The following is a 14,638-nucleotide window of genomic DNA, read 5'->3' as shown; positions in this document are numbered from 1 at the left end:
AATTAATCTCTGAAAACTTGATAGAGCTGTTATTACAAAATCCCATAATCCTGTTAACAGCAGTTTGATAGACTATTGCATTTCCTATTCTCTGTTCTAAAATTAGGTCTTCTATGACTTTCTTTGAGAACTGTAGAAATGAAACCTCCTTATTGGTGACTACCTTCTTCTGTTGAGGAAGTAGAGCCTCCTTTAACAGATTCATGTTAAAATCACCCTTCTCTTCTAAGGCTAATACAGCTTTCTGAATTTCATAGAGCTTTTTACTTAAAGAAAGATTCAGGGATTGAAAATTGGGATGGTTGGAGGAGATACATCTATTACTCTCATCCCAGTCTCCCTCAGTAATTGATAATCCAAAAGACAAATAATTTACTTGTTTGAAATTTGTGACTCGGAACATAATGGGAAAGGTTCCATCAGACTTTTTCCTTCTGGTGTCTAAAATGATTTTTAATTGAACCATAATTTGAGATTTATGGTCATGCTTAAGGTAGTTTGCTCAAACTATGCTCAAACCAAATAGCTTAAAAAGGAAGAAATTCTATTGAAGAAGAAAAATCTCTAAAATAAAAAAAGCCCCACCTGGACATAGGTGGGGCATTACTAGTTATTTAACTAGCTCCCGAAGCTGGGCTCGAACCAGCGACCCTCTGATTAACAGTCAGATGCTCTAACCAGCTGAGCTATTCGGGAATTTTGTTTTCTGGTTATTATGATAATTCAGTCAAAATCGCTCTGACCATTTAAGAAAACTGTTCCGGTATAACCCTTCAAAAGTTCTCCCCTTTCGGGAGTGCAATATTCGGGATTTTAAATTATTAATGCAATATTTGCATCAAAATTTTTTAAAATAATTATGAGTCTAGTTATTATTGGTTCGGTTGCCTTCGATGCAATTGAAACTCCCTTCGGAAAAACAGATAAAATAGTGGGCGGAGCAGCCACCTACGCAAGTTTAGCCGCATCCTATTTCTATAAGAATGTAAAAATTGTTGGTGTAGTTGGTGAAGATTTTCATCAGGAAGACATCAAAAATTTCAATGATCATGGCATCGACACTGAAGGTCTTCAGATAAAAAAGGGCGAAAAATCTTTTTTCTGGTCCGGAAAATATCATAATGACATGAATAGTCGCGATACTTTAATCACTGAACTGAATGTTCTTGGTGATTTTGACCCGATTATTCCGGCAAGTTATCAGGACTGTCAGTTCCTGATGCTGGGCAACCTTACTCCACAGGTTCAGCAGACTGTTATCAACCGTTTAAATAAACGTCCTGAACTGATTGTTTTGGATACTATGAACTTCTGGATGGACATCGCTCTGGAAGATCTCTTAGCAGTAATCAAAAATGTGGATGTTTTGACCATCAATGATGCTGAAGCAAGACAATTGTCGGGCGAGTATTCATTGGTTAAAGCCGCAAACAAAATTCTGGCGATGGGGCCTAAATACCTGATCATCAAAAAAGGTGAACACGGTGCCCTCTTATTCCACGAGGACCTGATTTTCTCGGCTCCGGCTTTACCTCTTGCTGATGTATTCGATCCAACCGGTGCCGGTGATACATTTGCCGGTGGCTTCATCGGTTATCTTGCCCAGGTAGGGACGATCAATTTCAACAATATGAAGAATGCGATCATCTTCGGTTCTGCACTAGCTTCCTTCTGTGTTGAGAAATTTGGCACTGAACGTATTAAAAACTTAAGTCAGGAAGAAATTCAGGCAAGAGTACAGCAATTTGTAAGGTTGAGTAGTTTTGCGATTTAAGCTGAAAGCGTAAAGCTGAAAGATAAAAGCTAAGAGGGTACTTCATTTGAATGAGGTGCCCTTTTTGTTTTAGGGTGAAGTCCCATTGAAAACGTGTCATCCCGGACGCTGCCCTTCAACAGTGGAGGGAAATCGTGCTCTGGGATCAAAATTCTGCTTCACCTGGCTAAGTTCCCTCCTGCGTCGGGATGACAGGTTGAACGTTCGGGATGATAAGTTGCGTAGTTCTTGAGCAAGATTTCCAATTGAAAAATGGGGCATCCTGAACGCTGCCACTCAGCAGCGAGGGAAATCGTGCCAGGGGGAACAGAATTTTGCTTCAATGGCTAAGATCCCTCCTGCGTCGGGATGACAGGTAGGGTGTTCGGGATGACAGGTTGAGCGTTCGGGATGACAGACATCTGGTAACAGGCCACCGACCTCACACCTGATACCTCACACCTGATACCTGATACCTCACACCAACCTCCCCACCACCTCAAACTTTGCAAACACCTGATCGCTATGTGGTGCATCCTTTAATTCATCCGTCAAATCCTGCCCGGCCCAATGCTCATAATGCTTCCCGTTCTTCCATAGGCGGCTTTCGGTGACATCATAAATTATGCCTTTGAATGCAACCCAAATCTGCGGCTTATCCTGTCCGTTTCTCAGGGCAAGATAAGATTTGCTGTACTCCGGAAGCTTATTCATGAATTGGCTTTGCCTGTCTACGGAAGTATTTGAAGAACATAATATTCAGCAAAAGCATCGCCATAGAATAAAAATGATCTTCAAATGGAATGGTCCCCACCCTAAATGACATATTCTCATCATTATTATACATGACCACCGGAATTGAAGTCAACAGTCCGTTAACAATATAAAATGGAATCAAAGAAACTAGGTAAGCCAGATAGAACCTGCTTAAAAACCTCAATTTGAAGACAAATTGGGCAAAGAGTAATATTACAAGCAGCAAGCTAAAGGTGATCAGCGAATAAACCTTATCGAAAAACAGAACTAATAAAACTGCACATAAAAGCATCAGCAAATAGGTGATATAAACTGAAACAGATTCTAATAAATCCCGCTTTATATAATAATTAAGACATTCGTAGATAAAAATACAGGCAAAGGGGACCGTCACAAAAAAGAGGATTTCCTCTAGGGGTAAATTCAGAAAATAGATACCTCTTATGTAATCCGGATTGAATGACCATACCTCATAAATGGTAAACAGGTAATCCCAAAACAGGAAAAGTAAACCGCTGATAAACAGACCCGGGAAAATATACTTCCAGCTTTGATAAAATCTAACCCGCTTATCAAATGAAAGAATGATTGGAAATAATACAGTCAGAAAATTGATCAGCAGATAGGTATTCTCCATAAACAAATATCAGATATACTTTTTGAATACAATCAATTCTTCCTTCAAACATCTGTCAGATTCGATCATAAATGCGGCTATATTCCTGATCAGGGGAGCATCAGCAAGCCCAAACTTCCTGTTTTTGAATTGCCTGACAATCGCTTTGCGGTCTTCCTCAAGATCTTTACTGAAACCCAAAAAAGAAGGAGTGTAGTGCTGTATGGTAAATCGCATAAAGCGGATCTCCAGATTATTGGGATCCTGTTCCACAGCCTTTTTCATGGTCTTTTGCGAAAGGGATACATACCTGATCTTATTGTAGGGATTCCAGCTATGCTTGGCTTTCAAAGCCTCCAGTGTACCGATATAGGCAACAATAAGAGGACTTTCGGTACTTCCCGACTTAAGCGCAAGGTACAGTGAATCGGTTACAGCTGAACTTTCAATTGCCCGGTGAACCGCTACCTTAATATTTCTGAATTCATCAAGTACGATAGGTTCTGCGTTGGAGTGAACTGATATGAATATAAATAAGAGTAGTAAAAATCTGAATTTCATCTGCTTTGGTATTGTTTTCAAAATTAAGAAAAATGAGTGCGGAAGAACTATAATTCTGATTAAGCTGAGGCCGCATTCTTGTTAAGAAAAAAAAGAGAAAAAAAATATTGAAATAAGTTCAAAAGTTTTTAACTTGATATACCATAACGTATTAACTATGAAAGCATTGCGCATTATTGGAATTATACTGATTGTACTCGCTGCTATTTATTTTATAGGTGGACAGCTGCTTCCAACAACCTATTCTGTCAACAGATCAATTGTAATTAAGGCTGCAGACAGTGTGGTCTACATGAATGTTGCAGATATGAACAATTTTCAAAAATGGAATCCCTGGCTTAAAATGGAGCCTACGGCAAAGGTAAAGATCAGTGGCCCCAGCGCAGAACCAGGCAATTTATGGGAATGGCAGGGTGAAGAACTGGGAACGGGTAGTATGGAATTGATTAAGGTAAATCCCTATTCTTCGCTTGATTATGAACTCAAATTTCGTCAGCCCTTCGAAAATTCAGCCAGTTCTACATTCAGCTTTGAAAAGACTGCGGATGGCATAAATGTTACCTGGTCAATGAGTGGTGAATCAAAGAATATTGACGATCGCTGGATGGGATTAGGTATGGGCATGATGATGGATAAACCGTTCACCAGCGGACTGGAATCTTTGAAAGAGCTTTCAGAAAAATAATTGATTGATTACCTCAGATAATATTAACCTCGCGTTCAAGATGAATACCGAATTTCGCATTCACGCTCTCAATAATTGATTCTGAAAATTTAAAAATCTCTTTTCCGGTCGCATTCCCATGGTTTACCAATACCAGGGCCTGATTTTTCCATGTTCCGGTATTGCCTACAACTTTACCTTTCCATCCGCAATGCTCAATCAGCCATCCTGCCGAAATCTTGATATAGCCCACATGTGCGGGGAAATGAACAATTTCAGGAAAATCAGTCTTTAATTTGAGAAACTGAGCTTCAGGGATTACCGGATTTTTGAAAAAGCTTCCGGCATTACCAATGGTCGCAGGGTCAGGTAATTTGCTTACACGGATATGAGAAACGACAGAAGAAAGGTCTTTTATAGTGGGATTGCTGATTCCTCTTTTTTGGAGTTCATCGCTAATAGCACCATAGGTCAGCTCAGGCTTAAATAATTTGGAGAGTTTAAAGCTTACTTCAGTAATAATATAAAATCCCCTGAGGGCCGACTTAAATACACTGTCACGATAACTAAATCCGCAATCCTCCTTATTAAACACCCTGATCTTGCCACTAGCTATTTCAAAAGCCCGGCATGAATGGAAAATATCCTGGAGCTCAACCCCATAGGCTCCAATGTTCTGAACCGGAGCCGCACCAACAGAGCCAGGGATCAGGCTTAGGTTTTCAATACCGGCAAAACCATTCTTTACACAATAATTAACCAGATCATTCCACACAACACCTCCACCGGCTGTCACAAAAATATCATCTTCTTTTACTTCATAGCTGATACCCTGAATTTTAACATGAACAATGAGTCCACTAAAATCGGAGGTAAACAGCATATTACTGCCCCCTCCCAAAACCAAACGCGGGCAATTCTTCCAGCGATCCTGTGCAAACAGAGCCTGCAAATCATTTTCATCCCTTATATCAACATACCAGGCTGCATTGGCTGCAACTCCGAACGTATTCAGGTTCTTAAGGGGGACGTTTTCGATTACCTGCATCTGCAATAATTTAAAGGAAAAATAGCATTTATTTCGGACTGAAATACTTTTTGGATGCCAACAGCAGTCCGAATTCTTCGGAAGGGTTCTTTTTAGTTGACTTGTGATGGATCTTATGTGCCCTTCTGATTCCTAAAAGGTAAGGGTTGCCGGATTTAAAACTCTTAAAACGATTGTGTATGAACCAATCATGAAAAATAAAATAAATCATTCCATACACTGAAATCCCAAGCCCTATCCAAAATTTATAACTTAAATCCAGCCTTCCCTCCCACATCAGATACAGGGATATGGCTGCAAAGAGCAGACTAAATACATCATTAAACTCAAACCAACCTTTCCGCTCAATATGATGGCTTTTATGTATAAACCATAAGGGCCCGTGAAACAGATACTTATGAATAAACCATGAAAATGCCTCCATAGTTGCAATGGTGAGAAGGATTATTGCAATATGAAAGACAATCTGCATAGTTGGTTATCTCTTTCTGAATCTGTTATCTGTTGTCTGTTACCTGTTGTCAGTAATAACTACTTTAAGAAGAATATCTCATCAGTGGACTTTTAGCTTTAAGCTTTCTGCTTTGAGCTTTAAGCTTTAAGCTTTAAGCTCAAATATGTATCGCTCTATTCTCCGTAGCCGCCATACTTGCCTCTTTAAATGCCTCGGTATAAGTTGGGTGCGCATGGGAGATCCTTGCAATATCTTCTGCAGACGCCCTGAATTCCATTGCTACAACCGCCTCAGCAATCATATCAGCAGCTCTTGGTCCGATCATATGTACTCCCAGGATTTCGTCGGTGGATGCATCCGCAAGCACTTTAATAAATCCGTCTGAATCATTACTTGCCCTGGCACGTCCGCTGGCTTTGAAGGGGAATGAACCGCTCTTGTATTTGGTGCCGCTTTCTTTCAATTGCTCTTCGGTATAGCCTACACTCGCCACTTCAGGCCAGGTATAAACTACTCCGGGGATCAGATTATAATTGATATGTGGTTTTTGTCCGGCAATAACTTCAGCCACAAAAGTTCCTTCATCTTCAGCTTTATGAGCTAGCATGGCACCTTTGATAACATCACCAATGGCGTAAACTCCGGGAACAGCGGTTTCAAGATGCTCATTAACCGGGATCTTTTTACCACGCTCATCTAAAGTGATTCCAATATTCTCAAGACCCAGATTTTCAGTGTAAGCCACACGGCCTACCGCTACGAGGCAATAATCACCTTCCAGACTGATTTTTTCACCTTTCGGACTATCCGCAGTTACAGTTACCTTATTCCCTTTTACACTTGCTCCGGTAACTTTATGACTTAACAAGAACTCCATACCCTGTTTAGCAAGAACTTTTTGGAGTTCTTTACCCAAACTCTTGTCCATCGTACCGATAATAGAGTCCATAAATTCTACGACAGTCACTTTTGACCCCAAACGGGCATAAACAGAGCCCAGCTCAAGTCCGATAACACCTCCACCGATCAGAATCAGGTGTTTTGGAATTTCGCTTAAATTCAATGCCTCTGTTGAAGTTACAATCCGCTTACCATCGGTTTTGAGGAAAGGAAGCTGTGTTGGCTTTGAACCGGTAGCGATGATCACATTTTTACCCGTCAGGGTTTCTGATGTTCCATCGGCCTTATTAACCTTCACTGTATTTTTATCGACCATAGATCCCATTCCCTGATAGGTACTGACCTTGTTTTTCTTTAAAAGGAATGCAATTCCACCTGTGGTGTGGGCAACAACCTCATCCTTACGCTTCACCATTTGTTTCAGGTCGGGCTTAAGGTCCTTCAGATTGATACCATGTTCTTTGAATGTGTGCAGGGCATTATGATAGTGTTCTGAGGAGTCCAATAAAGCCTTGGATGGAATACATCCCACATTTAAGCAGGTACCACCATAAGTACTGTATTTTTCAATTAGTGCTGTTTTTAATCCCAATTGGGCACAACGAATGGCGGCAACATAACCACCCGGACCACTACCTATAACTATTACGTCGAATTGCATTTTGTATATTTTAAATTTCGATCAAAGTTAATAAATATTAGGATTAATAGGATTATTGGATTACCAGGATTAGGAACAATCTCTAACGAAAACGAATAAGAATTATGAATCATTACAATTATCCTAATCCTAAAAAATTAGGATTAATAGGAGTATTGGATTAGTAGGATTAAGAACACTTCTCTAATGAAAAAAATCATTCTAATCCTATAATCCTACAAATCATATTAATCCTAATTCTGACAGATTAACCGGAATTAATTACATTTGATATTCTTTGCCCAATTATTACAAGCTACATTCAAGATTAAACAGCATGTTTAAAATAAAGACTCTGATCCTCCTATTTCTGTTGTTAACTATCTTCATTACCAGCAGCCAGGGACAAAGCAATACCTTTACCAGAGCAGATACACTTAGAGGAAATTTAAGTCCGCTGAGGAGTTCATACGACATCAATTTCTACCACCTGGATATCAAACTCGACATCGATAAAAAGAAGATCAGTGGCTCAAATCTCTTTAGATTCACAGCTGTCCAGGATCTCAAACGGCTTCAGTTTGATCTTTTTGACAATCTGAACATCGAAAAAGTAAGCTACAAGGGAAAAGAAGTTCCATTTAACAGGGAATTTAACGCAGTTTTCATCGATTTCCCGGAAATGATAAAGAAGGGAAGCAAGGAAGAATTCAGGGTGTATTATAATGGGAATCCAACAACTGCGATAAATCCGCCATGGGATGGGGGATTTACCTTTTCTAGCGACCAGAATGGCAAACCATGGGCCAGCGTATCCTGCCAGGGCTTTGGAGCCAGCTCCTGGTGGCCTAACAAAGACCATCAGTCGGATGAAGTTGACAGCATGCTCATCAGCATTGCCGTACCTAAAGGACTGATGAATGTAAGCAATGGTCGGCTGCTTTCTGTTAAAAACATAGAAGATGGCTATACCCAATACAACTGGTTTGTTTCTTATCCCATCAACAATTACAATGTCAGCCTCAATGTGGCCGATTATGTTCATTTTGATGATAAATACCAGGGAGAAAACGGGAATTTAACGCTCGATTATTATGTTCTGAGGGAGAATCTTGAGAAAGCTAAAAAGCAATTCGGCGCTAATGTAAAGCCTATGTTCGCTGTCTTTGAGAACTGGTTTGGCCCTTATCCCTTTTACCGCGATGGATATAAACTGATAGAAACTCCTTATTTGGGCATGGAACATCAGAGTGCAATTGCCTATGGCAATAAATACCTCAATGGATACAGAGGCAGAGATCTTTCGGGTACCGGACTTGGCTTAAAATGGGATTATATCATCATACATGAGACCGGACATGAATGGTTTGGAAATAATATTACGGCTAAGGATATTGCAGATATGTGGATCCACGAGGCCTTTACTATGTATTCGGAAGCCTTGTATGTTGAAAGCAGGGAAGGAAAAGCTGCCGGTGCGAAGTACATTGCCGGTATCAGGTCGAATATCATGAATAACAAACCTATCATTGGCCCCTACAATGTCAATCAGGAAGGATCAGGCGATATGTATTATAAAGGAGCTAACCTCATTCACATGACCAGGATATTGTTGGATGATGATAAAAAATGGCGTGAATTATTGCGGGGAATAAATAAGGAATTCGGCCTTAAAACCACTACTACAGAAGAAATTGTGAATTATATAAACAAGGTCACAGGAAAGAATCTGACTAAAATTTACGATCAGTACCTGCGTTATGCCCAAATTCCTGTCCTTGAGTACAAACAGGAAGGAAATCAAGTTTCATATCGCTGGCAGGCAGATGTAGCAGATTTTGACATGGCCATCAGGATTAAACGGGGCAATAAAATGGAATGGATTAAACCCGAAACTGAATGGAAAAAGATAAAAATTAATTCTGCATTTACTCCTGACACCCTGAATTTCTACATCCGGCTGAAGCAAATTGAATCGGGAATAAGCCAATCAGAATAAAATCAGAAAATAAATTTATACCCGTGCAACTTTATTTCTAAACCTGCGTCTCATCTTAATAAGAACGAAATTATAGGATCGCAACACCGTTCCGGTAAACAATTAAAAAAAAATAAGATGAATCACCTCAAAAAATTTCTTACACTGGCATTATTCATTGCCGCCGGATCAGAATTCACAACAGCGAATGTCAAAAGCACTGTTGTGAACAGTAAAATAATCAAGACAGACGATGAACGTCAGGTGTCAGGATTCTCCGGAATTACCGTTTCCGGCAGACACAATGTCTATATCACGATGGGTAATACCGAAAGTTTACGATTAGAGGGCGATGCCGATGCGATCAATGAAATCGAAACAAAAGTAGAGGATGGCGTTTTAAAAATACGAAACAAAAAGCAAATGAACACCCGTAGCTGGAATAATACAGGTAAGGTTAATATCTATATCCAGGCAAAAAGACTCAACAACCTTGTCCTTAGCGGTTCAGGAAATATTGAGGTGAATGGCAAGGTGAAATCAGCTAACCTTAATAATACCATCAGCGGCTCTGGAAGTATAACAGCTAATATTGAGGTCGAGAATTACAATGCTGTTATCAGTGGTTCTGGCGAAATCAGTGCGAAAGGAAGTGCAAGAAATGCGAGAATCACTGTTGCAGGTTCAGGCGATTTTGATGGCCGCAATTTAAAAACCTCCAACGCCAATGCAAAAGTAAGCGGTTCAGGAGATATTTCAATTATTGCCGACAAACAACTGGAAGCAGTAATGAGTGGCTCAGGAGATATCAGATACGGGGGTAACGCCTCTGTGAATAGCACAAAAAGCGGATCCGGTAATATTTCAAGAGGACTATAATAACAGCCCACAATGCTATATTTTTAACATTAAAAAGGGTACTTCATATAAAATGAAGTACCCTTTTTTTCTTTTCGCTTTCTGCTTTAAGCTTTTAGCTTTCAGCCTAAACCCCTAACAACAACCTCGCCGGATCTTCCAGCAATTGCTTCACCCTCACCAGGAATCCAACCGACTCGCGTCCGTCAATAATCCGATGATCGTAGGATAATGCAACATACATAATTGGCCTGATCACTACCTGACCATTCAGGGCCACCGGCCTTTCCACAATATTATGCATCCCCAAAATTGCAGACTGAGGTGCATTTATGATTGGAGTTGACATCATTGAACCAAATACACCACCATTGGTGATTGTAAATGTCCCACCGGTCATCTCTTCAATAGTTAATTTACTGTCGCGAGCCTTAACTGCCAATTCCATTACTGCTGCTTCGATCTCTGCAAGAGATTTTGACTCGGCATTCCGGATTACAGGAACCACCAATCCCTTAGGAGCAGAAACTGCAATTGAGATATCTGCAAAATTATTGAATACAACTTCTTCACCTTCAATACGGGCATTAACAGATGGGAAATCTTTCAAAGCTTCACAAACAGCCTTGGTAAAGAAAGACATAAAGCCTAAACCCACACCATGCTTTTCTTTAAATTTATCTTTGTATTTGGCACGCAATTCCATAATTGGCTGCATATCTACTTCATTAAAAGTAGTTAGCATCGCTGTTTCATTCTTAACAGCAACCAATCGTCTGGCAACGGTTTTACGTAATGAAGACATTTTTTCACGTCTTTCATCTCTTGAACCTGCGGTTGCCTTTACTACAGGAGCGGCGGCGGCAGGTTTTGCAGGAGCGCTTTCAGCTTTAGCGGATGGTGATGCATTCAAAGCATCCTCCTTTGTTAATCTTCCTCCTACTCCACTTCCATTCACATCTGCAGGATTAATACCTTTCTCAGCTAAGATCTTAGCGGCAGATGGTGATGGAGCTCCTGAAGCGTAAGTACTTGCTTTTGCATCTTCAACTTTCATAGCCGGACTCTGTGCTTCAGCTTTAGGTGATGCTTCGACTGCGGGTTTACCAGCTGCCGGACTTCCGTCTTCTTCAATACTACATACTGGTGCACCAATCTCAAGGGTATCACCCTCTTTTGCAATGGTTTTTAAAGTTCCGGCCTTTTCTGCTGTAAGTTCAAATGTTGCTTTATCAGATTCCAACTCCGCAATAATTTCGTCCATTTCAACATAATCGCCGTCTTTTTTGATCCACTGGGACAATGTAACTTCGGAAATAGATTCGCCTACTGGCGGAACTTTGATCACTAAACTCATAATGGTTTTTCTTAATACTATTAGTCAATATCAACAACTTTCTCTGCTGTTTTTTCTACCCGTTTTTTTACCTCAGACCCTGCAGCTTTCACTTCAAATGCTTTGGTAATAATAAATAATTGTTGTGCAATATGCTGTTTGGCATAACCGGTTGCTGTACTGCTGCTTTCGTTACGGGATACCAAGTCAAAATTCATCGATGACTTTCGGAATTTTCTCGAAATATACGGCCATGGACCCATATTCTCCGGCTCTTCCTGTACCCAAACATGCTCATCTGCATTCTTGTATTTGCTTCTGACAGCTTCAATCTGATTATAAGGTAAAGGATACAATTGCTCCAGACGAACAATCGCTATGTCTTTAATTTTATCTGTCTGTTGCTTTTCAAGAAGATCATAATAAATCTTACCGCTACAAAATAATACCCGTTTTACATCAGCAGCCTTTACATAAGTATCATCAATCAGTTCCCTGAATCCTCCATCAGTAAATTCTTCAAGTTTGCTTACACATTGTGCACTTCTCAGCAGGCTCTTTGGTGTAAATACGACCAGAGGTTTGCGGAAATCGCGTTTCATTTGTCTGCGCAGAACATGAAAGAAGTTCGCAGGTGTGGTACAATTAGCAACCTGTATATTCTCATCGGCACAGGCCTCCAGGAAACGTTCAATTCTTCCCGAAGAATGTTCAGGACCCTGTCCCTCAAATCCGTGAGGAAGAAGCATCACCAAACCATTAGAGCGCTGCCATTTCGTTTCGGCACTGGTTATAAATTGATCGATTACGATCTGAGCACCATTCACGAAATCACCAAACTGTGCTTCCCAAATTGTAAGTGCCATTGGATTTGCCAAGGCATAACCATATTCAAAACCCAAAACTCCATACTCAGACAAGTGTGAATTATAAATTTCAAATTTGGCAGCTCCATTATCGAGCATGGCCAATGGGACATATTCTTCAGCAGAATCTTCAAGAGTGATTACTGCATGTCTATGCGAGAAAGTGCCGCGTTCTACATCCTGTCCGCTAACACGCACTCTGAAACCCTCCTGAAGCAATGTTCCATAGGCAATCAATTCACCCATAGCCCAATCGAATACTTTCGTTTCCGACATCTTTTTCCGCTCTTCGAAAAGTTTTTCAATTTTCTTGAAAAACTTCTTATCTCCAGGCAGAGTGCTTATTTCTTTTGCAATGGAAAGGATGTTCTTCGCAGGAACTTTTGTATTTACCGGCTCGGCTAAAGTACCCGGTTTTGCCAAACGCAGCCCCGTCCATGATCCGCCAAATATCTGATGTACAGCCGAATAGCTCTGATCTTCTTTAGCTTCATTCAATCTGTCCTGAAGTAAGGCACGGAAGTTTTTTTCCATCTCCTTTGCCAGATTAGCATCAACACTACCCTGATCCAATAATTTCTGATTGTAGATCTCCCGTGGATTTGGATGTTTTTCAATCGCTTTATATAAAAGCGGCTGTGTGAATTTAGGTTCATCAGCCTCGTTATGACCGTACCGGCGATAACATAAAATATCTATAAATACATCATTATGGTATTTCTGACGGTATTCTACTGCCATATTGATTGCATAGACTATGGCTTCCACATCATCTCCATTCACGTGAAATACAGGAGATAGTGTAACCTTCGCCAGATCTGTACAATATGTTGAAGACCGTGCATCTTTGAAATTCGTTGTAAAACCTACCTGGTTATTGATAACGAGGTGAATACTTCCACCAGTTTTATAACCATCCAGTTTCGCCATCTGTAAAACTTCATAAGTTATCCCTTGTCCGGCAAGTGATGCATCACCATGGATCAGAATTGGGGCAATGCGTTTATAGTCTCCACCATATTTGAAATCAATCTTGGAACGAACCATTCCCTGTACAACTGAATCTACTGTTTCGAGGTGCGATGGATTAGGGCATAAACTTAGGTGGACTTTCTTTCCAGAACCGGTTTCAACATCCGTTGAATACCCCAGGTGATACTTTACATCACCTCCATAAGGTGTGTTGGCATCAAAACCTTTACCTTCAAATTCAGAAAATATATCCTTATAAGTTTTCTGCATGATATTGGCAAGAACGTTTAAGCGCCCGCGATGAGCCATTCCAATCACAAACTCATTGATACCGAGATCAGCTCCTTTACCAATAACAAAATCCAAAGCTGGAATAACCGTTTCTGCACCCTCAAGTGAAAATCGCTTCTGGCCTAAGAATTTGGTTCCAAGAAAATTCTCAAAAACAACAGCTTCATTCAGCTTTTTAAGAATTCCTTTTTTGGTGTCAATACTGAAATTAGGCGTATTACGCTCGGATTCCATTCTTTGCTCAAACCATTTAAGCTTTTCGGGATTTCTGACATACTTATACTCAACACCTATTGATTGACAGTAAGTTTGCTCAACAAGCGCCAGAATATCTTTTAATTTGGCCGGGCCAATACCTACTTCAACACCAGCATTGAACACTGTTTCGAGATCCCCATTATCCAAACCAAAGGTTGATAGTTCTTTACCCGGGAAATAAGATCTACGTTCCTGAACAGGATTGGTTTTAGTAAATAAATGTCCGCGCTGTCTGTAGCCGTTTATAAGATTTAATACTTTTATCTCCTTTAAGAAATGATCAGGAGTTTCAGCACTAACTACCCCTGCTTCAGAACCGCGACCAAAATCGAATCCTTCAAAGAATTTCTGCCAGCCAAACTCCACTGAAGCAGGGTCTTCTTTGTATAACTGATAGAGAGAATCGATGTAAGCAGAATTCGCGTTGTTGAGGTATGATAAATTTTTCATTAGTATATTATTGTTTTTCAAGTCACGCATGTGCGGGATTGCATGAGCTAAAGTTTATTGTGTGAGTATTAAGCTTATGCAGGTTTCATTTAAAAACAGAGTGTTTGTGACACAAAAATAAGATTTTAAGCATGGAATCGTGTAAAAGTGTATGCTAATTTGAAATTAAGGGCATACAAGGAAACACATAATTTCCACGCCGGAAAATTAAGAAAAAATGTTCAGGAATACTGCCTA

General features: G+C 40.2%; 13 protein-coding genes and 1 tRNA gene. 4 read left to right on the top strand and 10 right to left on the bottom strand.

What is annotated here, in order from left to right:
* Both Q8M41_RS00880 and Q8M41_RS00875 read right to left on the bottom strand, forming a co-directional pair.
* Positions 1-466 (bottom strand): phage integrase SAM-like domain-containing protein (locus Q8M41_RS00880; RefSeq protein ID WP_305363345.1); only part of this gene is annotated, 466 nt, incomplete at its 3' end.
* Between the two features lie 156 nt (positions 467-622).
* Positions 623-696, bottom strand: a tRNA-Asn gene (locus Q8M41_RS00875).
* Positions 697-859: 163 nt separating this feature from the next.
* Between Q8M41_RS00875 and Q8M41_RS00870 the strand changes: the two genes are divergently transcribed.
* A complete protein-coding gene (locus Q8M41_RS00870; RefSeq protein ID WP_305363344.1) occupies positions 860-1,774 on the top strand; it encodes a PfkB family carbohydrate kinase in 915 nt (304 codons plus the stop codon).
* A 456-nt stretch (positions 1,775-2,230) separates the two neighbouring features.
* Here the strand turns inward: Q8M41_RS00870 and Q8M41_RS00865 are convergent, their stop codons facing one another.
* The 3 genes from Q8M41_RS00865 to Q8M41_RS00855 are packed head-to-tail and all read right to left on the bottom strand — an operon-like array spanning position 2,231 to position 3,707.
* A complete protein-coding gene (locus Q8M41_RS00865; protein WP_305363343.1) occupies positions 2,231-2,467 on the bottom strand; it encodes a cytochrome b5 domain-containing protein in 237 nt (78 codons plus the stop codon).
* A complete protein-coding gene (locus tag Q8M41_RS00860) occupies positions 2,460-3,146 on the bottom strand; it encodes a lycopene cyclase domain-containing protein (RefSeq protein WP_305363342.1) in 687 nt (228 codons plus the stop codon). Before Q8M41_RS00860 ends, Q8M41_RS00865 begins: the two co-directional genes overlap by 8 nt.
* Before the next feature lie 9 nt (positions 3,147-3,155).
* A complete protein-coding gene (locus Q8M41_RS00855; RefSeq protein ID WP_305363341.1) occupies positions 3,156-3,707 on the bottom strand; it encodes a hypothetical protein in 552 nt (183 codons plus the stop codon).
* A gap of 136 nt (positions 3,708-3,843) precedes the next feature.
* On the opposite strand from Q8M41_RS00855, the gene Q8M41_RS00850 reads away from it, so the two are divergent.
* Positions 3,844-4,371, top strand: a complete 528-nt coding sequence (locus Q8M41_RS00850) for an SRPBCC family protein (RefSeq protein WP_305363340.1) — start codon at positions 3,844-3,846, stop codon at positions 4,369-4,371.
* A gap of 13 nt (positions 4,372-4,384) precedes the next feature.
* On the opposite strand, the gene murB is transcribed toward Q8M41_RS00850, so the two are convergent.
* The 3 genes from murB to lpdA form a co-directional block, all read right to left on the bottom strand.
* The gene (murB, locus tag Q8M41_RS00845) at positions 4,385-5,398 is read right to left on the bottom strand and encodes a UDP-N-acetylmuramate dehydrogenase (RefSeq protein WP_305363339.1); all 1,014 of its coding nucleotides are present in this window, start codon (positions 5,396-5,398) and stop codon (positions 4,385-4,387) included.
* Between the two features lie 28 nt (positions 5,399-5,426).
* Positions 5,427-5,870 carry a sterol desaturase family protein gene (locus Q8M41_RS00840; RefSeq protein ID WP_305363338.1) on the bottom strand — a complete coding sequence of 148 codons (444 nt, stop codon included), beginning with the start codon at positions 5,868-5,870 and terminating at the stop codon, positions 5,427-5,429.
* A gap of 139 nt (positions 5,871-6,009) precedes the next feature.
* On the bottom strand, positions 6,010-7,413 hold the full coding sequence (gene lpdA / locus Q8M41_RS00835; RefSeq protein WP_305363337.1) for a dihydrolipoyl dehydrogenase: 1,404 nt from the start codon (positions 7,411-7,413) through the stop codon (positions 6,010-6,012).
* 316 nt (positions 7,414-7,729) lie between these two features.
* Here lpdA and Q8M41_RS00830 point away from each other — a divergent pair, with 316 nt between their 5' ends.
* Positions 7,730-9,391 (top strand): M1 family metallopeptidase, encoded by a 1,662-nt coding sequence (locus tag Q8M41_RS00830; protein ID WP_305363336.1) that lies wholly within the window; start codon positions 7,730-7,732, stop codon positions 9,389-9,391.
* Positions 9,392-9,508: 117 nt separating this feature from the next.
* A complete protein-coding gene (locus Q8M41_RS00825) occupies positions 9,509-10,249 on the top strand; it encodes a head GIN domain-containing protein (protein WP_305363335.1) in 741 nt (246 codons plus the stop codon).
* Positions 10,250-10,355: 106 nt separating this feature from the next.
* Here Q8M41_RS00825 and odhB read toward each other — a convergent pair whose 3' ends face one another.
* Together odhB and Q8M41_RS00815 are read right to left on the bottom strand one after the other, a co-directional pair.
* Positions 10,356-11,585, bottom strand: coding sequence for a 2-oxoglutarate dehydrogenase complex dihydrolipoyllysine-residue succinyltransferase (odhB, locus tag Q8M41_RS00820; protein WP_305363334.1), 1,230 nt, complete (start codon positions 11,583-11,585; stop codon positions 10,356-10,358).
* Positions 11,586-11,605: 20 nt separating this feature from the next.
* A complete protein-coding gene (locus tag Q8M41_RS00815; protein WP_305363333.1) occupies positions 11,606-14,401 on the bottom strand; it encodes a 2-oxoglutarate dehydrogenase E1 component in 2,796 nt (931 codons plus the stop codon).
* Positions 14,402-14,638 lie beyond the last annotated feature (237 nt).

It is taken from the genome of Daejeonella sp. (genome assembly GCF_030684675.1).
Classification (GTDB): Bacteria; Bacteroidota; Bacteroidia; order Sphingobacteriales; family Sphingobacteriaceae; genus Daejeonella.
The sequence above is the reverse complement of the archived record's forward strand: the minus strand, read 5'-3'. Positions and strand labels throughout refer to the sequence as shown.